The organism is Afifella aestuarii, from assembly GCF_004023665.1.
Taxonomy (GTDB): Bacteria; Pseudomonadota; Alphaproteobacteria; order Rhizobiales; family Afifellaceae; genus Afifella; species Afifella aestuarii.
The window spans coordinates 425,942-444,534 of record NZ_SAUF01000002.1; the positions used below are offsets into that span (position 1 = coordinate 425,942).

Sequence of the window (18,593 nt, forward strand, 5' to 3'; positions counted from 1 at the left end):
CCCCTGAACCCCAGGTAGCGATCGCAGGTTTTCGCAACTTATGCAAGGACGGCGCGCCGCCCTTCGTGGCCTGCGCTCAGGCGGCGCGCTGTGCGACGAAGGAGCTCTCCGCGTAGACGCAGATATTGGCGCGTCCCTGACGTTTCGCCTGGTAGAGGGCCTGATCCGCCATGGTGTAGAGCTGCTTTGCGCCGAGCTCGCCGGAGACGAAGGTCGCAAGTCCGGCGCTCGCGCCGATGCGGATATCCTCGTGTCCGAGGGCGAAAGGCTGTGCGACGGCCGCGAGGATCGCTTTGCCGCGCGCGAAGGCTTCAGCGCCCCCCATGCCGACCGGCATGATGACGGCGAATTCGTCGCCGCCGATCCGCGCGGCGAAAGCCTCCAATGGCAGGGCCGTGCGGATACGCTCCGCCGAGGCGCAAAGAAGCTGATCGCCGATGACGTGGCCGAACGTGTCGTTGACCGGCTTGAAACCGTCGAGGTCGAGGACGATGAGCGCGAAGCCTTCACCCCGGGCGCCGGCCTCGCAGATCGCCGTCGCCATTTTCTCTTCGAAATAGGCACGGTTCGGCAGCTTCGTGAGATGATCGTGGCGTGCGAGCAGGCTCAAGGAGCGCTCCGCCTGAAGGCGCGCGACCATGGTCTGCGAATTGTAGACGATGAGCTGTATGGCGCCGACCGCAAACATGACCTCGATGAAGGCGAGGGCGATGTAACTCGAGCCGCCGAGCGTCAGCGACATGGCAATGACCGGCAGCAGCACGAGAAGGAGCTGCGCGATGGCGATCTGCGGCCGCACGACACGCACGACGATGCCGGTGAAATAGGCCATCGTAAGCGTCATTACGAGGACATCGGCCATGTGGTTCTGGAAGATGAGGGTGCGCGCCGCCAGGGCCCCGAGACAGGCGGAAAATACCCAGCCGCCCGCCATATAGGCGTGCTCCCAGCGGCGCCAGTCGCCGACAAGGCGCGAAGCGCTTCGGCGCCAGCGCCGGTAATGCAGGCAAATGGCGATACGTGCCAGACCGACGACAAACCCGAAGATCGTGATGGCACCGAGGATCTGGTCGCCCGTGTCCATCGCGGCGATCGTTCCGGCAACGGCGAACCCGATCAGAATGAGGGTGATGGAAGGCAAGGCGCCGTAAACGAGATCGAGCAGCTGGGGGAGGATCGCCTCCTCTCCATCGCTCCGCGATATGAGCATTGTCTCTGCCGTCATGGCTCCGCCCCACCTGTACGGCGAATGGGCTACAGGAGTTTAGAAGTCTTGAATAGAACCGTGAGAATGCGCACGGCCTGAGCGGAAAGGGACGATGACGGTGTGCGTTTCGTTTGTTCGTTCAGAGACATGTCCAGATTGTCGCAGGCGCTGGCCCGGAGAAATTCGCGTGACGGAGCTGCCGTTCCTCCTCGGGAGGTGAGCGCGATGCGCTTGCGGCGAGCGGAGTAAGGGCAGAGGCGGATTGTCCTTTGTCTCGACCTTGAGACGCGGCCGCATCGGGCTTGCGAAGCTTGCCGCGGCGGAAGGGATCGAATAGGCCTTTGCCGTCAGCCGGTTCGGCATTGTCCAGAGCCGCATCAAGAGGAATTTGAAGGGGAGGATCGGACATGAGGAACAGAGCTGGATGGCGCGTTTGGGCGGCCGGCGGAGCGCTGATCGCGGCGGCCGTGATCGCAGGCGGAGCGCAGGCGGAAACCCGCATCACCTATAAGTCGGCGAAGGCCGGCACCTCCTATTATCAGATGGGCGTGGAGCTCTCCGAGGCGATCAAGCAGGGCACCGACGGCGATGTGATCCTGACGGTCGAAGAAAGCCAGGGTTCGGTCCAGAACGTCATGGAAGCGGCGGTTCGCCCAGGAAGCTTCATCTTCACCACGCCGCCGGCGCTCGTCGGCCTCGCCCAGGCCGGCAAGGGCGCCTTCGAGAAACGCCCGAGCGAAAAGTTCAAGGACGTTCGCGCCCTCTTTCCGATCCCCTCGCTCACCATGCATTTCGTCATCGCCGGCGACGAGGCGGTGCTGCCTCTGAGTGCGCTTGAAGGCAAATCGGTGCTGCTCGGCAAAGGCTCGTTCGGCGCGCGCGAGGGCGAGAAATATCTCGAGCTCTTCGATCTCAAGGACAAGGTGACGATCGCCAATGCCGAGCTCGGCAATGCCGCCGATGCCCTGAAGAACGGGCAGATCGATGCCTTCGTGACCTCCGGCTCGTTTCCGGCGCCGAACGTCGTGGAAACGGCCGCGAGCGCCGATATCGGCCTCGTCTCCATGACGGATGAGGAAGTCGAGAAGACCGGCCGCACCCGCGCCGTCATTCCCGCCGGCACCTATGCCGGCGTCGATGAGGACGTGGTGACGACCTCGCTTCCGGTCATCGCCTATACGACGACGGCGATGGACGCCGACACGGCCTATCTGGTGACGAAGACGTTCTGGGAAGAGAAGGCGCGCCTGTCCGAGACGGCGCCGTGGTGGAAGGCGGTGTCGCCCGAGCTTCTGTCGGAGGTCGAGGGCAAGCTCCACGAGGGCGCTCTGCGCTATTACGAGGAAGCGGGCATCGACGTGCCGGAGCAGCTGAAATAGCGGCCCGGCTGAAACTCTCCCATTTTTCCGGCGATTGACCGAAAGGCGAGCCCGTGGACGATCCGCCGGCGAAGCATTGGCCATGGGTGGCGCTCGGGCTCGTCTCGATCGCCTTCCATATCGGCCTGATCTTTTACGGACTTGCGCCGGCGCTGGCGGCGCGTCCGATCCATATGGCGCTTCTCCTGCCGTGGATGCTGATCTTGCCCGCGAAGACGCCCTGGCAGCGTTGGAGCGGCTGGGCGCTCAGCCTTCTCGGCATAACCGGCTGTCTCTATATCGCCTTGAACGCCTCCGACATCGCCGACCAGTATGGCTTCATCGACGGGCCCTTTCAGATGGGGCTCGCCGTGCTCCTCATCGCCGTGGCGCTCGAAACAGCGCGCCGCGCCATCGGCTGGCCGCTGCCGCTCGTGGCTCTCGCGACCCTCGCTTATGGGCTCTTCGGGCAATATGTGCCGGGCGAATTCGGCCATCCCGGCCTGCCGCTCGAGAGTTTTCTGGGGACCATGACCCTTGCCGAAGGCGGCCTGTGGGGGCAGCTCACCGGCGTCTCCGTCAATGTCGTCGCGATCTTCGTCATTCTGGGCGCGGTGTTGAATGCGGGCGAGGCCGGCAAGGGTTTCATGAATGTCGCGACGGTGGTCGCGGGCCGACTGAAGGGCGGCGCGGCAAAGGTCGCGACCTTGTCGTCCGCGCTGTTCGGTTCGATTTCGGGCTCCGCCTCCGCCAATGTCGCCTCGACGGGGGCGATCACCATCCCGGCGATGACGAAGCTCGGCTATCCGAAATCGCTCGCGGGTGCCGTTGAGGCCGTTGCCTCCTCGGGCGGGCAGATCATGCCGCCTTTGATGGGGGCGGGCGCCTTCGTCATGGTGGAGCTGACCGGCACGCCCTACACGCAGATCATGGCGGCCGCGCTGCCGCCCGCGATCCTCTACTTCCTGACCGTGTGGGTGGGCGTCGACGCCTTTGCCACGCGCTACGATCTGCGCCCGGTGGAAAGCACCGACCAGCCGGGGCGGCGCGAGGCGCTGATCACTTCGATGTTCTTCGCCGTGCCGTTTCTGGCGCTGCTGGCTGCGATTTTCGGCGCGGGCTTCACGCCGCAATATGCGGCCTCCGTCGCCATCCTGACGGCCACGATCCTGCTCTTCTTCGATGTCCGCCTGCGCTTCTCCTTCCGCCATTTCGGCAACAGGTTCGCGATCGCCGCCGTGACGGCCGGCCGCCAGGTGGCGATGATCGGCTCCATCATCATCTGCGCCTCGATCGTCATCGGGGTTCTGTCCTTGACCGGGCTCGGCGTGAAGGTGACGTCGACCATCCTCTCCGTCGCCAACGATTCCTTATGGCCGGCGCTTCTCCTGACGGCGCTCGCCTGCCTCATCCTCGGCATGGAGGTGCCGACGACGGCCGCTTATGTCATCTGCATTTCGGTCGCCGGTCCGGCCCTTGCCGCTCTCGGGCTGAAGCCGCTCGTCGCGCATCTCTTCGTCTTCTGGTTTGCGCTGTTGTCGACGATCACGCCGCCCGTCTGCGGGGCGGTCTTCATCGCCGCCGGCATGATCGGTGAGAACTGGCTGAAGGTGGCGGGAAAGGCGATGCTGCTCGGCATCGGGCTTTACGTGATCCCGCTCGGCATGATCGCCAATCCGTCGCTTCTCGCGCTCGGGGTGAGCCCGTTTGCAGCCCTTCTTGCCTTCGTGAAGGTGGGGGTGGGGCTATCCATGCTCTCCTATGGCATCATCGCCGCCCGCCCGCTGATGCTGCGCGTGCCTTTGGTCCTTGCAGGCGTTCTCTTCGTTTTCGTCAGCGTGTGAGGCCACGAGCCGCTCGCGCACCCCTGGTAGATCCAGATCTTCTTCTCTCGGAACCGGCCTCGCCATCTGACGTTGTCGAGGCGAAACCGAGGGGGGCGATCATCGCAGCGGAAATCTCGCAACAATTGAAATGGGGCACGCGCGGCGGCTATGCGGCGCGTGGCGTCGTCTATCTGGTGGTCGGCATCCTGGCGGTTCTTGCCGCGATCGGGTCCACGCAGGCGGAGAACACGCGCGGCGCGCTGCGCGAAATCCTCACGCAGCCGCTCGGCGGTGTGCTTCTTGGCGTGGTCGGCATCGGTCTTGCCGCCTTCGGGCTCTGGCGCTTCGCCCAGTCGTTCGGCGATCTCGACGATCATGGCAGCGATCCAAAGGGCCTGCTTCTGCGCTTTTTCCTGTTCTGCAGCGGCGTCATCCATATGGGCCTTGCCGCCTTCGTGGTGAGTTTGCTTTTCGCCATTGGCGGCGGCGGGGGCGGCGGCTCCGGCGATCCGACGTCCGGCTGGCTGACCTGGCTTTTCGGTCAGGCCTGGGGACGCTGGGTGGCTCTTGCCCTCTGCCTCGTGCCGGTCGGTATCGGCCTTGCGCATCTCTATAAGGGCTGGTCAGCCGGCTACGAAAAATACCTCGATCTCGACCGCGACAAGATGAAGATGGTGAAACCCGTCTGTTCGCTGGGGCTGATGGCGCGCGGCGTCATCTTCATCGTGATCGGCGTTCTCGCCTTCTATGCGGGCGGCATCTACGACGCCTCGAGTGCGCCGGGCCTCGAAGACGCGCTGAGCTATATCCAGGGCCTGCCCTTCGGCACCGTTCTCTTGTTGCTGGTGGCGCTCGGCCTCGTCGCCTTCGCCGGCTATTGCTTCGTGGAAGCCGCCTTCCGCCGCATCCGCATGGGCTCCGTCACCGTCTCTGACCCGATGCCCCAGTAAAGCCGGCGTCGAGCACGCCGGCTCTCTCCTCCAAATCGCCGACAAATCCGGGCGGAGCAAGGCTCCGCCCGAACTTTGCCGTTTGTCTCAGCGGCAGAGCCTGCGCGGCCCGTTATAGGGGCGGTAGGTGCCTGTGCGCGGGTCGAAGCTGCGGTATTTCGACGAACAATAGGCATACCATTCGCGCGTCCACGGGCGCGGCGCGCCGTAGCGGACCGGGGGCGGGCCGTAGTACCGCGGGCGTGGGCCCCATCCCGGCGGAGGCGGTCTGCGCCAACGCGGCGGCGGGCCATAGCGCGGCGGCCCGTAACGGGGAGGACCGTAGCGAGGGCGGTAATAGCGGGGTGGTCCGTAGCGCGGAGGTGGCGGCGGTCCCCATTGCACCGGCTGCACGATTTGTGCGGCGTCAGGCGGCGCGACCGCAGGGGCTGAAACCGGTGCCGCCGAGGCCGAGGGGATGCTCCAGGCAAGGCCGATGGCAAGACAGCAAATTTTGACCGTGAGGCTCTTCAATCGCATTGTTCACTCCCAGGTCTTGGGCCGGCATTATACGCCGTCTGCCGAGAGTGTTCCCGAGGTATGTCAAAGCGAAGGCGCTTTTGACGCGCGCGGGGCCTGCACGCCGTTTTTTTGACCCCGTCGGAAAGAGGCCGATTCGGGCTGTCGCGCTCAGGCCGGCCGTTCGATCGCCATCGCCGTCGCCTCGCCGCCGCCGATGCACAAGGAGGCGATGCCCCGCTTCACATCGTATTGGCGCATCGCGGCCAGAAGCGTCACCAAAACCCGCGCGCCGGAGGCCCCGATCGGATGACCGAGCGCGCAGGCGCCGCCATGCACGTTCACCTTCTCCTGCGGCAGGTCGAGATCGCGCATCGCCGCCATCGCCACGACGGCAAAAGCTTCGTTGATCTCGAAGAGATCGACGTCGCGCAGATCCCAGCCCGTGCGTTGGACGAGTTTCTCGATCGCGCCGATCGGCGCCGTCGGAAAGAGATTGGGCGCCTGGGCATGGGTGGCGTGCCCGGCGATCACGGCAAGTGGCGTGAGCCCGCGCCTGTCCGCTTCCGAACGGCGCATGAGAACGAGCGAGGCCGCGCCGTCTGAAATCGAGGACGAATTGGCGGCCGTCACCGTGCCGCCCTCGCGGAAGGCGGGCTTCAGGCTCGGGATCTTGTCGATCCTCGCCTTGGGCGGCTGCTCGTCCTGGCGCACGGTGTCCTCGCCCTTGCGGGTCTTCACCGTGACCGGCACGATCTCGTCTTCAAAGCTGCCGTCGGTGATCGCCTTTTGCGCTTTTTCCAGCGAGGCGATGGCAAAGGCATCCTGGGCGGCGCGGGTGAACTGATAGGCCTCGGCGCAATCCTCCGCGAAGGTGCCCATGAGCCGGCCCCTGTCATAGGCGTCTTCCAGGCCGTCGAGGAACATGTGGTCGATGACCTTCTGGTGGCCCATGCGGTAGCCGGAGCGTGCCCGGTCGAGGAGATAGGGCGCGTTCGTCATGCTCTCCATGCCGCCGGCCGCGGCCACTTCGACAGAGCCGGCGAGGATCGCGTCGTGGGCGAGCATCGCCGCCTTCATGCCGGAGCCGCACATCTTGTTGACGGTGGTGGCGCCGGTGGCGAGCGGCAGGCCGGCAGCGAGCGCCGCCTGACGCGCGGGCGCCTGGCCCTGACCGGCGCTGAGGACGCAGCCGAAGATCACCTCGTCGATGGCCTCCGGCGTGACCCCGGCCCTCTCCAGCGAGGCTTTGAGGGCAGCGGCGCCGAGCTCTGGAGCCGTGGCATCCTTGAGATCGCCCTGAAAGCCGCCCATGGGCGTGCGGGCGGCACCGACGATGACGACAGGATCGGGATTTTGCATGGCATGTCTCGCTTTCTGACGCGGGCGGCAAGAATGCCGTGCGCCGAAGCGCACGGGCTGAGTTCGGACAAGAGGCCAGAAGGCCGGGAGTTGGCGGCCGGGAGTGGGCGGCCCAGCTCCGGGGCCGGTGGCTCAGGCGGCGTCGCTGTCGGTCTTCGCCTTCTCGCGGTTGCGCAACATGAAGCGCTGCAGCTTGCCGCTCGGCGTCTTCGGCAGAGCCTCGGTGAACTCGATCTCGCGCGGATAGGCATGCGCGGAGAGCCGCTCCTTGACGTAGAGGCGCAGCTCTTCGGCGAGCTCCGTCGAGGCTTCCGTCCCCTCGCGCAGCACCACATAGGCTTTGACGATCTCGGTGCGCTCCGGATCGGGCTTGCCGATGACTGCCACCTCGATGACGGCCGGATGCTCGATGAGCGCGCTTTCCACGTCGAAGGGGCCGATGCGATAGCCCGACGAGGTGATCACGTCGTCGGCACGACCGACGAAGCTGATGCGCCCGTCCTCTTCCATCTCCACCGTATCGCCGGTGCGGTAATAGCCGTCGGCGATCGCCGGCGTCGGCTGCTGCCAGTAGCCGGAGAACCAGAGAAGCGGTGATTTCGCGATGTCGACGGCAAGGATGCCGGGCTTGTGCGCCGGCAGTTCGCGGCCGCCATCGTCGAGGACGGCGACGCGGTAGCCGGGCATGGCATGGCCGGCGGAGCCCGGATGCACATGGTGGCGGAGGCGGTGATGGTTGTTCACCACCATGCCGAGTTCCGTCTGCCCGTAATGATCGTGGATCGGGGCATCGAGATGCTCGGCGAACCAGCGGATGACTTCCGGGTTGAGCGGCTCGCCGGCGCTCGAGACGGCACGGAGCTGACCTTTGACCTCGGCGGCGGCCTCGGGTCCGGCGGCGATCAGAAGCCGGAAGGCCGTCGGCGAGCCGGCGAGATTGGTGATGCCGTAGCGCTTGATGATGTCGTAGGTGCTCGCCGCCGTGAACGGCCCGTCATAGAAGGTGGTCGCATGGCCGAGGACGAGCGGGCCGGTGACGGCGTAATAAAGGCCGTAGGCCCACCCCGGATCGGCGATGTTCCAGAAGACGTCGTCCGCCCGCAATTCCACGGCATCGCGCATATAGACGAGGAAGGCGGCAAGCGCCTTGAGCGGCACCGGCACGCCCTTGGGGAGCCCCGTCGTGCCGGAGGTCGACATCATCAGGAAGAGATCGTCGCCGGAGCGCATCACCGGCGCAAATTCCTCCGACTGGCGCGCCATGGCGCTGTCGAAGTCGAGGTCTCCCGATGACGACGCCGTGCTGTCCCCACTACCGACGAGGACGACGCGGGGAAGAGCCGCGATCCCCTCGAGCTTGCCGCGATTGGCCGTGTCGGTCACGACGAGGCGGGCGTCCGACATCTGGAGCCGGTGCTCGATCGCTTTCGGGCCGAAGGCGGTGAAGAGCGGCTGGTAGACGGCGCCCGCCCGCCAGGTTCCGAGAATGATGGCAAGGAGTGCCGGCGTGCGCGGCAGCATGCCGGCGACGACATCGCCCGGCTTGACGCCCTCCTCGGCTAGAAGATTGGCAAAGCGCGCCGAGAGCTTTTGCATCTGCGCGAAGCTGTAGGTCTCCTGACGGCCATCGGCGCTGATATAGTGAAGCGCCGTGCCGCCGCCGGCCACATGCCGGTCGCAGCATTCGACGCAGGCGTTGATCCCAGTTTCGAGATCGCCCGAGAGAAGCTTCGTGATGTCGTCGAGACGAAAGTTCGCGATCGCGTCGGCATAATCGTCGCGGTCTTCGCTGCCAGAAGGCGCGGCCATATCTGTCCTCCCTGAGTTCCTTTCCGCTGCGGCGGAGGAACCGTGTTCTTTTGTGAAGTCAGGTTAGCGATGAAGAGATATGGCGTGCGATGACCGAATTGCTCTAATTTCATGATCGGTTTCGCCACTTTTTGGGGAGTGGGCTTGATTGGAACGGCGCATGATCGCCCCGTGTTTCGTCGAAGACGCGCTCGCCTGTCTGGACCGGCGCGGCATCGCGCGAGAGCCGCTCCTGCGCCAGGCCGGCATGCCGCCAATCGTGGTGGAGCCGGTGTCGGCCGAGCAATATGGTGCGCTCTGGCTGGCGGTGGCGCTTGCGGTCGATGACGAGTTCTTCGGCGAGGCGGCAAGGCCGATGCCGCGCGGCAGTTTCACACTTCTGTGCCATGCGATCCTGTCGGCCAAAAGCCTGGAGCAGGCACTGCGGCGGGCGCTGCGTTTTCTGCGGGTCGTTCTGGAAGACCCTTATGGCGAGCTCTGCGTCGCCGACGGGCTCGCCGAAATCGTCCTCAAGGACAAAGCCAGTCCGCGCTCCGCCTTCGCCTACCGCACCTATTGGATCATGGTGCACGGGCTCTCCTGCTGGCTGATCGGGCGGCGCATTCCGCTCCGCCGGGTCGACTTTCGCGGACCTCCGCCACCATATGAGGCCGAATACCGCTTGTTCTTCGGTGCGCCTGTGCGTTTCGATCAGCCGGAGAGCGGGCTCGTCTTCGATGCCGATTTTCTGAAGCTTTCACCGATCCGCGACGAGCGGGCGCTGCGCGAGTTCCTGCGCCAGGCGCCCGCCAATATTCTGGTGCGCTACCGCCACGATGCGGGGCAGGCCGCGCGGCTGCGCGAGCGCCTGCGGGCGATGCCGCCCTCGGCCTGGCCGGGCTTTGAGGAACTCGCCGCGCAGATGCGTCTGCCCGCCTCCACCTTGCGGCGGAAGCTACGTCTCGAAGGCCAGACCTACAACGACATCAAGGACGAGCTGCGCATGGCGGTGGCGACGCAGGAGCTTCTCCACGGCCATTCAAAGGTCGGCGAGCTTGCCGCCGATCTCGGCTTTTCCGAGCCGAGCGCCTTTCATCGCGCCTTTCGCCGATGGACCGGCAAGAGCCCGGGCGAGTTCCGCCGCGAGGCGAGAAAGCCTGAGCCCCGATCGCCCGGCGAGACAGGTTCGGCGCCGAACGAGACGCTCTGAAGGCGCGACGAATCCGCCGCGAACGGGGCGTTTTGCGCGACTTTTGGATCTTCCATCATGGACAAGGCGTTCACCTGCTGTACCTAGCTGGTGGTTGACCGTTGGATGAGCTGCGGGGGGAATGGGATGCAATCCGGGGAGCTTGCCTTGATGCTTCGGATTTTCCGGCGTTCGCACCGCGCGCCGATGGTCGCGTCACCCATCGTCGGAGATTTTGGAGATCGTCCATGAAAATTCTCATCGCCCTGGCTGTCGCGGCCGGAACGTTCGTCGCCGGTAGTGCCTCCGCCCAGGTGGTCGTCTCCTCCAAGATCGACACCGAAGGCGGCGTCATCGGCAACATCATCCTGGAAGTTCTGAACGATGCCGGCATCGAGACGGAAAACCGTCTGCAGCTCGGCGCGACGCCCGTGGTGCGCAAGGCGATCACCGCCGGCGAGATCGACATCTATCCGGAATATACCGGCAATGCGGCCTTCTTCTTCAACCGCGCCGACGAGCCGGTCTGGACGGATGCCGAGAAGGCCTACGACATGGCCAAGAAGCTCGACGGAGAGGAAAACGACATCGTCTGGCTGACGCCGGCGCCGGCCAACAACACCTGGGCCGTGGCGCTTCGAAGCGATGTGGCAGAGGAGAACGGCATCACGACCTTCTCCGATTTCGGCAAGTGGGTGAAGGATGGCGGCGAGGTCAAGCTGGTCGCCTCCTCGGAATTCGTGAACTCCGCCGCGGCTCTGCCGGCCTTCCAGAAGGCCTATGACTTCAAGCTCAATTCCGATCAGCTCATCGTGCTCTCGGGTGGCGATACGGCGGCCACGATCCGCGCGGCGGCGCGCCAGACGAACGGCGCCAATGCGGCGATGGTCTACGGCACCGACGGCGCGATCCAGGCGGCCGGCCTGCAGGTTCTGGAAGACGACAAGGGCGTGCAGCCCGTCTATCAGCCGACCGCGATCATCAGAAAACCCGTTCTCGACGAGCATCCGGAGATCGCCGATCTCTTGAAGCCCGTATTTGAGGCCCTGACGCTCGAAACGCTGCAGAAGCTCAATGGCCAGGTGCAGGTCGAGGGCCAGCCGGCGGGCGATGTGGCGCATGAATTCCTCGTCTCGCACGATTTCATCGACGGCTGAGCCGGGCTTTGTGATCCCGCGTCCTGACAAGCTCGGCGCGCCCATGGGCGCGCTGCTGGCGGTTGCGCTCGCTCTGCCGCTTTCGAGTTACCGGGCGAACCGGATCGCGCTCGCCGAGGCGCGCGGGCTTTTCGACGCGCTGCCCGCCGTCTGGGCCGCGGCGCTGCTCGCCTGCGCGGTCACTACCATTGCGGTCGCGCTCTTCGTGCGCCCGCCGGCAATCCGGCTCGCCGCCCCGGCGCTCACCCTGCTTCTCCTCTTGATCGCGATCGGTGTGTCGGCGCGCATGCTGATGGCGGACGGAGCCGATTATGCGCGCGTGGCGCCGGGAGCGGGCTTCTGGCTCGCGGGCTTTGCGCTGTCGATCCTGATCACCGATGCGATCGTCAGGCTGAAGCCCGGGCCGCTCCTGAGGCTCGGCGTGTTTGCGCTTGCGGCGGCCGCGATCGGCGCAATCCTCATGACCGGGGAATGGGACGCCTTGTCGATCCTCGCCGAATATCGCGGGCACGCGGCGACCTTCTGGCGGGAGGGCGCGCATCATCTGCAGCTCGCCTTCGGTTCGCTCGCCGTCGCCATCGCCGCCGGTGTGCCGATCGGCATCCTGATCCACCGCTCCGAACGCTTGAAAGGCCCGGTCCTCAGCACCTTGAGCCTCATCCAGACGATCCCGTCGATCGCGCTCTTCGGCATGCTGATCGTGCCTTTGAGCTGGGTGGCGGCGAACGTGCCGGGCGCCTCCGAAATCGGCATTCGCGGCATCGGCATGGCGCCGGCCTTCGTGGCGCTGTTTCTCTATTCGCTCTTGCCGATGGTTGCGAACACGGCGGCCGGGCTTTCCGGGGTATCGCCGAGCGTCACGGAAGCGGCCGCCGGGATGGGGCTGAAGAGCCGCCAACGGCTCATCTCCGTCGAACTGCCGCTCGCTTTGCCGGTCATTCTGACGGGCGTGCGCATCGTGCTCGTGCAGAATATCGGCCTCACCACCATCGCCGCGCTCATCGGCGGGGGCGGTTTCGGCACCTTCGTTTTCCAGGGGCTCGGCCAGACGGCGACCGACCTCATCCTTCTCGGCGCACTGCCGACGGTGGCGCTGGCATTTGCCGCCGCCGTCGTGCTCGACGCCGTCATCGACGTTCTCCCCGGAGCAAAGGCATGATCCGCATCGAAGGCCTCACCAAGGAATATGCCGGCACTGCCGTCGTTCGCGACGTGTCGATGGAGATCGAGGCGGCGACGATCACGGTGATTGTCGGCACGTCCGGCTCGGGCAAGTCGACATTCCTGCGGATGATCAACCGGCTCGTCGAACCGACACGGGGGCTGGTGGAGATCGACGGCACCGATACGCGGCAGATGAAGGCCTATGAGCTCCGCCGCCGCATCGGCTATGCGATCCAGGATCACGGGCTTTTTCCGCATTGGACGGTCGCCCGCAACATCGCCACCGTGCCGAAGCTCCTGGGCTGGGATCGCAAGAAGATCGACGCACGCGTGCACGAGCTTCTGGAGCTCCTGCAGCTCGATCCCGACGAGATCGCGCCGCGCTATCCGCACCAGCTCTCGGGCGGTCAGGCGCAGCGCGTCGGCGTTGCCCGCGCGCTTGCCGCCCGTCCCGACATGCTTCTGATGGACGAGCCCTTTGGGGCGCTCGATCCCGTCATCCGCGCCAAGGCGCAGACCGATCTCAAGAGCATCCAGGACCGCCTCGGCTCCACCATCCTGCTCGTCACCCACGACATGGCCGAGGCGATCAGGCTCGGCGACCGCATTGCCGTGATGAGCGAGGGGCGGGTGGAACAGCTCGCGCCGCCGGCCGAAATCCTGACCCATCCGGCGAGCGACAATGTCCGCAACCTCGTCGGCGACGACGACCGGCCGTTCCGCTATCTCTCGCTCATCCCGGTGAGCGAGCGGACCGAAGAAGGAACCGCGGAAGGAACGCCGATTGCCGCCGATCGCTCGCTCTATGATGCGCTGGCGGAAATGATCTGGAGTGGTCGCGAGGTTCTGCCCGTGGTCGGTAAAGACGGGACGGCGTGTGGTCTCGTGCGGCGAGGGGCGCTTCTCGATGCGGCGCGATCGGTGGCATGAGCCGGCCTTTCGTCCTCCTCCTGCGGCTTGCGCTCGTGGCGCTGGTGCTCGCCTTCCTCTTCGTCCCGGAGGCGTTCAGGCCGTTGCTTGAGCCGTTTGCACCCGTGGGCGCGCCGGCGATCTATGACCGCGCCAGCCTTCTCGACCTCACCATCTCGCATCTTCTGATCGTGGTGGCGGCGATCGTGCCGGCGACCCTGATCAGTGTGGCACTCGCGATCCTGGTGAGCCGGCCGATCGGCGCGGAATTTCTGCCCCTGTCGCGCGCCATCGTGAATATCGGCCAGACCTTTCCGCCCGTCGCGGTGCTGGCGCTTGCCGTGCCGGTGGTGGGCTTCGGCACCTGGCCGACCCTGATCGCCCTCTTTCTCTACGGGCTTCTGCCGATCTTCGAGAACACGCTCGCGGGCTTGACCGGCATGCAGCCGGCCGTCGCGGAAGCGGCGAAGGGGACGGGCATGACGGGGCGGCAGAGGCTTTTTCAGGTGGAGCTGCCGCTCGCTCTGCCCGTGATCCTCGAAGGCGTACGCATTTCGCTCGTGATTGCGCTTTCGACGGCGACGATCGGCTCCACGGTCGCCGCCAAAGGCTTAGGCGAGGTGATCATCGCCGGGCTCAACTCCAACAATCTCGCCTTCGTGCTGCAGGGCGGCCTTTTGACCGGCGCGCTCGCCGTCATCCTCTATGACGGTCTCGGTGAAATCTCGCGGATGACGGCCGCCCGTAGCTAAACAGAGGCGTCTTGCGATATGGCCTTCCGGGCGGAAGGAATTGTGATGAAAGACGACAGGACAACCGACATAGCCGGCGTCGAAGACGCGCTGAACCGCCTCGAACAGCTTTACGAGGCCGCCGTCCAGGAGCTGCGGGACGCCATCGCGCTCTTTGCCAAGGACGGAACGCCGCCCGATCCGGCGGCCCGCCAGGCGGGCCTTTTCTGTTATCCGGAGCTGCGCGTCAGCTGGGACGGGGCACCGCCGCGCAGCTTCAAGCCGCGCGCCTATGGACGTTTCACGCGCCCGGGCGGCTACACGACCACGATCACGCGGCCGGCACTCTTTCGCAACTACCTCGCCGATCAGCTCGCCATTCTGGCCGAAGATCACCGCGTGCATCTGAGCGTGCGTCCGTCGTCCCAGGAAATCCCTTTTCCCTATGTCCTCGAGGACGGGGATCTCGTGCTCGACCGGGCGACGACGCTCGAAATGATCCGGCATTTTCCGACGACGGAACTCGCTCTGATCGGCGATGAGGTTTCCGACGGGCTGTTTGCCTCCGCTCAGGAGATCCCGCTGTCGCATTTCGATGCGCTGCGCACGGATTTTTCGCTGGCGCGGCTGAAGCATTACATGGGCACGCCCGCCGACCACGTTCAGCCCTTCGTTCTCTTCACCAATTACAGCCGCTACGTCGACGAGTTCATTCGCTGGGCGTGTGAGCAGGTGCGCGATCCGGAAAGCCCCTATGAGGCGCTCTCCTGCGCCGGCGGCAGTCTCGTGACGAAGGAGACGGAGGATCCGGAGCGGGCGATCTCCGAGCTCGCCTGGAAGAAGCACCAGATGCCGGCCTATCACCTGATGGGGTCGGGTCGTTCCGGGATCACGCTCGTCAATATCGGCGTCGGACCGTCGAATGCGAAGACGATCTGCGATCATTTGGCGGTGCTGCGCCCGCATGCCTGGCTGATGATCGGCCATTGCGCCGGCGTGCGCGAAAGCCAGTCGATCGGCGACTATGTGCTCGCTCACGCCTATCTGCGCGACGACCATGTTCTCGATGCCGTCTTGCCGCCGGATATCCCGATCCCGAGCCTCGCCGAGGTGCAGCGGGCGCTTTACGATGCGACCAAGCAGGTGAGCGGCATGCATGGCGAAGAGGTGAAGCTGCGGCTCAGAACCGGCACCGTCGTCACCACGGACGACCGCAATTGGGAGCTGCGCTACACCGCCTCGGCGCATCGCCTCAATCAGAGCCGGGCCGTCGCCGTCGATATGGAGAGTGCGACGATCGCCGCGCAGGGCTACCGTTTCCGCGTGCCCTACGGGACGCTTCTCTGCGTCTCCGACAAGCCGCTGCACGGCGAGATCAAGCTGCCGGGGCAGGCGAACCGGTTCTATGAGGGGGCGATCTCAGAGCATCTGCAGATCGGCATCCGCGCCGTCGAGCTTTTGCGCCGCGAGGGAGACAGGCTGCATTCGCGCAAGCTGCGCGCCTTCGACGAGCCGCCCTTCCGCTGAGCGCCCGAGATCCGGTGAGCGCCCGAGATCTTACTGGAGACAGGCCGGCCGGAGCCGGCCTGCAGGATCAAAACGCGCGCGACCGCCTTTAGTGGTTTGCGGCGAAATCCTCGTCGATCGCATCGGCGAGCGCGGCGAGCGTCGGGAAATGGAAGTCCGGCTTCGTCACTTCCTTCGGCACCGGCGTGCCACCGAAGCCTTCCTGGCCCTGCCGCCGCTCGATCCAGCAGACGGAATAGCCGAGTTCGCGGGCCACGCCGATGTCGTGATACTGGCTCTGCGCCACATGCAGAATTTCCTCCTGCTTGTAGCCGAAGGCCGACTGGCGGCCGCGGTTGAAGTCGAAGAAGCGCGGATCGGGCTTGGGGATGCCCACCTCGTCGACCGTCACGCCGTCATGGAAGGGATGGCCGAGGGTATGCGCGTAGCTCGTGAAGACGACGCGGTCGGTGTTGGTCATCGCGACGAGCCGGAAACGGGTGCGCAGGCGCTTCAGTGCCTCGGCGGAATCCGGGAAGGCCGGCCAGTTCAGGACATGCGCCTGGAACGCGGTGGCTGCGCCCTTGCTGGTGTCGAGCCCGAGCTTGCCGGCAACGTGCTGATAGACGTCTTCCATCACCTGACTGGAGCGGCCCGGATAAATGTGGCGGGCCTCGATGTAGGGAACGAAGATCTCGTCGTCGCTGAGATCGCGGGCCGCCGGTCCGCCGAACGAACGAAATCCGTCGAGCAGACCTTTCTCGAAATCGATGAGCGTTCCGACGACGTCGAATGTGAGAACCTTGAAGTGGGAAAATCGCATGGCGTGGCCTTTCTTGGGGGAAATTGCAGAAGCTGGTGCTGCCCGCTCAAAGCGGGCTGCAGATGCGGACCGCATCGAGCATGGCGGCGTGGATGTTGCGGCTTGAAACGGCATCGCCGATGCGGTGGACCTCGAAGCCGGCGCCGTCCCGGAAGGGCTGCGGTTGCAGGCTGATGAAGGTCTCGATGTCGGTGATGCCGTCATTCTTGGAAGTCGTGCGCAGCTCTTCGAAGAGTTCGTTCATCGGGATGCTGCCCTGCTCGACGATCACCTGGTCGACGAGAACGGAGGTCTCCTCCCGCGACAGCTCGTTGAGGAGGACGGCTTCGAGGCGGTTGTCCTTGCGGGTGACGGCGACGAGGCGGGTCTCCGAAACGGGCGTGACGCCGAGGGCGAGGAAGCGCTTCTTCCAGCGCAGCCGCTCCGCATAGGTGAGCTCTTCGCAGATCGTCACATCGATCGTGGCATAGGTGACGTTCGCCCCGGCCTCCTTCGCCTTCTCGGCGGCAAGCGGCCCCGGATGACGGCCGGTGCCGTCATAGACGAGGACGTCGCGCCCGATCGGCACCTGGCCTGAAAGGATGTCCCAGGTGCTGACGCAGAGATCGTCGCCTTCAAGAAGATCGATCTGCGGCAGGCCGCCTGTGGCGAGAATGACGACGTCGGGGGCGAGCGCCTTGATGTCGTCGGCCTCCATATAGGCGTTGGTGTGGATCTCGACGCCGAGGCGCGAAAGCTCGGCGACCCGCCATTCCACGATGCCGATGAGATCGCGGCGCCAGGAGCCGGTCGAGCCGAGAAGAACCTGCCCGCCGACATCGGCCGCGGCTTCGTAGAGCGATACGTCATGGCCGCGTTCGGCCGCGATGCGCGCCGCTTCGAGCCCGGCCGGGCCGCCGCCGATGACGACGACCTTGCGCTTCGGCCCGTCCGTCGGGCGGATGACGTGGCTCAGCTTCGTTTCCCGGCCGGTGACGGGGTTGTGCAGGCAGGAGGGGCGATAGGGCGACTGGCAATGCGTGGCGCCGACGCAGGGGCGGACGTCCTCCTCGCGACCGGCGGCAAGCTTGGCGACGAGATGCGGATCGGCGATCTGCGCGCGCGTCATCCCCGCCATATCGAGCTTGCCTTCGGCAACGGCAAAGCGCGCCGACGAGATGTCGGCGATGCGGGCGGCATGGAAGACCGGCAGGCCGATCTCGGCCTTGAAGGCGCCGACCGGCTCGACCCAGGGCGCGAGCTTGGAGCCCATGCCCGGCATGTTCTCTTCCGCGAGCGCCCGCGTCGTGTCCATCGTGCCGTAGATGGCGTTGAAGAAATCGACGGCGCCTTCGCGCTTCAAAAGCAGCGCCGCCTCGACGCAATCGTCGAAGCTGAGGCCGCCCTTGGTCGCTTCGTCGACCACGTAGCGAATGCCGATCAGGAAATCCTCTCCGACCGCCTCGCGCATCGCCGCATGCACCATCACGGCAAAGCGGCAGCGGTTTTCCAGGCTGCCGCCGAAGCGGTCGGTGCGCCGGTTGGTGAGAGGCGAGAGGAACTGGCCGATCAGATGCCCGGCGGCGAGCGTCTCGATGCCGTCGAGCCCGCCCTCCTTGCAGCGGCGCGCGGCGGCGGCATAGGCCTTCACGACACGCGCGATGTCGTGTTCGTCCATCTCCTTCGGGATGCTGCGGTGCAGGGTTTCGCGCAGCGGCGAGGGGGCGATCGTCGGCAGCCAGTCGCCGGCATAGGGATCGCCGCGGCGGCCGAGATGCGTGATCTGGCACATGAGCGCCGCGCCTTCCCCGTGCATGCGTTCGCTGAAGCGCCTCAGATGCGGAATGATCGCGTCGTCGCCGACATTGAGCTGACGAAAAATGTTCGGGGAATCGCGGTCGACGTTGGACGAACCGCCGAACATGGACAGCCCGATACCGCCCTTGGCCTTTTCCAGATGATAGAGCTGGTAGGCCTCCTGAGGCATGCCGCCGGATTCAAGCCCGCAGGCATGGCTCGTGCTCATGATGCGGTTGCGGAATTCGACATGCTTGATGCGCAAAGGGCGCAGGAGCGGATCCTTGTGGGCGGGATCGCCTTGCAGCGGCGTTTGGCTGAGTGCGGTTTCAAACATCCATTTCTCTCT

General features: G+C 65.6%; 15 protein-coding genes. 9 read left to right on the plus strand and 6 right to left on the minus strand.

Going from position 1 to position 18,593, the window contains the following annotated elements; all coding sequences use genetic code 11:
* Positions 1-76 precede the first annotated feature (76 nt).
* Positions 77-1,225, minus strand: coding sequence for a GGDEF domain-containing protein (locus EO094_RS10420; protein ID WP_128292236.1), 1,149 nt, complete (start codon positions 1,223-1,225; stop codon positions 77-79).
* Between the two features lie 389 nt (positions 1,226-1,614).
* Here EO094_RS10420 and EO094_RS10425 point away from each other — a divergent pair, with 389 nt between their 5' ends.
* From EO094_RS10425 to EO094_RS10435, 3 genes are all read left to right on the plus strand, one after another.
* Entirely contained in the window at positions 1,615-2,586 is a 972-nt protein-coding gene (locus EO094_RS10425) for a TAXI family TRAP transporter solute-binding subunit (protein WP_128292237.1), read from the plus strand.
* 53 nt (positions 2,587-2,639) lie between these two features.
* Complete coding sequence (locus EO094_RS10430) at positions 2,640-4,409, plus strand: TRAP transporter permease (protein WP_128292238.1); 1,770 nt, start codon at positions 2,640-2,642, stop codon at positions 4,407-4,409.
* A gap of 125 nt (positions 4,410-4,534) precedes the next feature.
* Positions 4,535-5,341 carry a DUF1206 domain-containing protein gene (locus tag EO094_RS10435; protein ID WP_128292239.1) on the plus strand — a complete coding sequence of 269 codons (807 nt, stop codon included), beginning with the start codon at positions 4,535-4,537 and terminating at the stop codon, positions 5,339-5,341.
* 87 nt (positions 5,342-5,428) lie between these two features.
* Here the strand turns inward: EO094_RS10435 and EO094_RS18925 are convergent, their stop codons facing one another.
* The 3 genes from EO094_RS18925 to EO094_RS10450 all read right to left on the minus strand — a co-directional run bounded on the left by EO094_RS18925 (position 5,429) and on the right by EO094_RS10450 (position 9,010).
* On the minus strand, positions 5,429-5,860 hold the full coding sequence (locus EO094_RS18925; RefSeq protein ID WP_128292240.1) for a BA14K family protein: 432 nt from the start codon (positions 5,858-5,860) through the stop codon (positions 5,429-5,431).
* A gap of 150 nt (positions 5,861-6,010) precedes the next feature.
* The gene (locus tag EO094_RS10445) at positions 6,011-7,201 is read right to left on the minus strand and encodes an acetyl-CoA C-acyltransferase (protein WP_128292241.1); all 1,191 of its coding nucleotides are present in this window, start codon (positions 7,199-7,201) and stop codon (positions 6,011-6,013) included.
* A 132-nt stretch (positions 7,202-7,333) separates the two neighbouring features.
* On the minus strand, positions 7,334-9,010 hold the full coding sequence (locus EO094_RS10450; RefSeq protein ID WP_128292242.1) for an acyl-CoA synthetase: 1,677 nt from the start codon (positions 9,008-9,010) through the stop codon (positions 7,334-7,336).
* Between the two features lie 148 nt (positions 9,011-9,158).
* Between EO094_RS10450 and EO094_RS10455 the strand changes: the two genes are divergently transcribed.
* The 6 genes from EO094_RS10455 to EO094_RS10480 all read left to right on the plus strand — a co-directional run bounded on the left by EO094_RS10455 (position 9,159) and on the right by EO094_RS10480 (position 15,666).
* Positions 9,159-10,199: an AraC family transcriptional regulator gene (locus tag EO094_RS10455; protein ID WP_164879625.1), complete on the plus strand. Its 1,041-nt coding sequence runs from the start codon at positions 9,159-9,161 to the stop codon at positions 10,197-10,199.
* Positions 10,200-10,426: 227 nt separating this feature from the next.
* Positions 10,427-11,335, plus strand: a complete 909-nt coding sequence (gene osmF / locus EO094_RS10460; protein WP_128292244.1) for a glycine betaine ABC transporter substrate-binding protein OsmF — start codon at positions 10,427-10,429, stop codon at positions 11,333-11,335.
* Entirely contained in the window at positions 11,298-12,494 is a 1,197-nt protein-coding gene (locus EO094_RS10465) for an ABC transporter permease (RefSeq protein ID WP_425455871.1), read from the plus strand. Before osmF ends, EO094_RS10465 begins: the two co-directional genes overlap by 38 nt.
* Positions 12,491-13,429, plus strand: a complete 939-nt coding sequence (locus tag EO094_RS10470) for an ABC transporter ATP-binding protein (protein WP_128292245.1) — start codon at positions 12,491-12,493, stop codon at positions 13,427-13,429. The genes EO094_RS10465 and EO094_RS10470 overlap by 4 nt, the downstream gene beginning before the upstream one ends.
* Entirely contained in the window at positions 13,426-14,160 is a 735-nt protein-coding gene (locus EO094_RS10475; protein WP_128292246.1) for an ABC transporter permease, read from the plus strand. Before EO094_RS10470 ends, EO094_RS10475 begins: the two co-directional genes overlap by 4 nt.
* A 45-nt stretch (positions 14,161-14,205) precedes the next feature.
* The gene (locus tag EO094_RS10480) at positions 14,206-15,666 is read left to right on the plus strand and encodes an AMP nucleosidase (protein ID WP_128292247.1); all 1,461 of its coding nucleotides are present in this window, start codon (positions 14,206-14,208) and stop codon (positions 15,664-15,666) included.
* A gap of 88 nt (positions 15,667-15,754) precedes the next feature.
* On the opposite strand, the gene EO094_RS10485 is transcribed toward EO094_RS10480, so the two are convergent.
* Positions 15,755-16,468 (minus strand): HAD-IA family hydrolase, encoded by a 714-nt coding sequence (locus tag EO094_RS10485; protein ID WP_128292248.1) that lies wholly within the window; start codon positions 16,466-16,468, stop codon positions 15,755-15,757.
* Positions 16,469-16,514: 46 nt separating this feature from the next.
* Positions 16,515-18,581: an NADH:flavin oxidoreductase gene (locus tag EO094_RS10490; protein WP_128292249.1), complete on the minus strand. Its 2,067-nt coding sequence runs from the start codon at positions 18,579-18,581 to the stop codon at positions 16,515-16,517.
* Positions 18,582-18,593 lie beyond the last annotated feature (12 nt).

Excerpts from the sequence above, each read along its gene's own strand:
- EO094_RS10470 (WP_128292245.1), top strand. The coding sequence starts at position 12,491 with ATGATCCGCATCGAAGGCCTCACCAAGGAATATGCCGGCACTGCCGTC.
- EO094_RS10475 (WP_128292246.1), top strand. The coding sequence starts at position 13,426 with ATGAGCCGGCCTTTCGTCCTCCTCCTGCGGCTTGCGCTCGTGGCGCTG.
- EO094_RS10450 (WP_128292242.1), bottom strand. The coding sequence starts at position 9,010 with ATGGCCGCGCCTTCTGGCAGCGAAGACCGCGACGATTATGCCGACGCG.
- EO094_RS18925 (WP_128292240.1), bottom strand. The coding sequence starts at position 5,860 with ATGCGATTGAAGAGCCTCACGGTCAAAATTTGCTGTCTTGCCATCGGC.
- EO094_RS10420 (WP_128292236.1), bottom strand. The coding sequence starts at position 1,225 with ATGACGGCAGAGACAATGCTCATATCGCGGAGCGATGGAGAGGAGGCG.
- osmF (WP_128292244.1), top strand. The coding sequence starts at position 10,427 with ATGAAAATTCTCATCGCCCTGGCTGTCGCGGCCGGAACGTTCGTCGCC.
- EO094_RS10425 (WP_128292237.1), top strand. The coding sequence starts at position 1,615 with ATGAGGAACAGAGCTGGATGGCGCGTTTGGGCGGCCGGCGGAGCGCTG.
- EO094_RS10465 (WP_425455871.1), top strand. The coding sequence starts at position 11,298 with ATGAATTCCTCGTCTCGCACGATTTCATCGACGGCTGAGCCGGGCTTT.
- EO094_RS10480 (WP_128292247.1), top strand. The coding sequence starts at position 14,206 with ATGAAAGACGACAGGACAACCGACATAGCCGGCGTCGAAGACGCGCTG.
- EO094_RS10445 (WP_128292241.1), bottom strand. The coding sequence starts at position 7,201 with ATGCAAAATCCCGATCCTGTCGTCATCGTCGGTGCCGCCCGCACGCCC.
- EO094_RS10485 (WP_128292248.1), bottom strand. The coding sequence starts at position 16,468 with ATGCGATTTTCCCACTTCAAGGTTCTCACATTCGACGTCGTCGGAACG.
- EO094_RS10490 (WP_128292249.1), bottom strand. The coding sequence starts at position 18,581 with ATGTTTGAAACCGCACTCAGCCAAACGCCGCTGCAAGGCGATCCCGCC.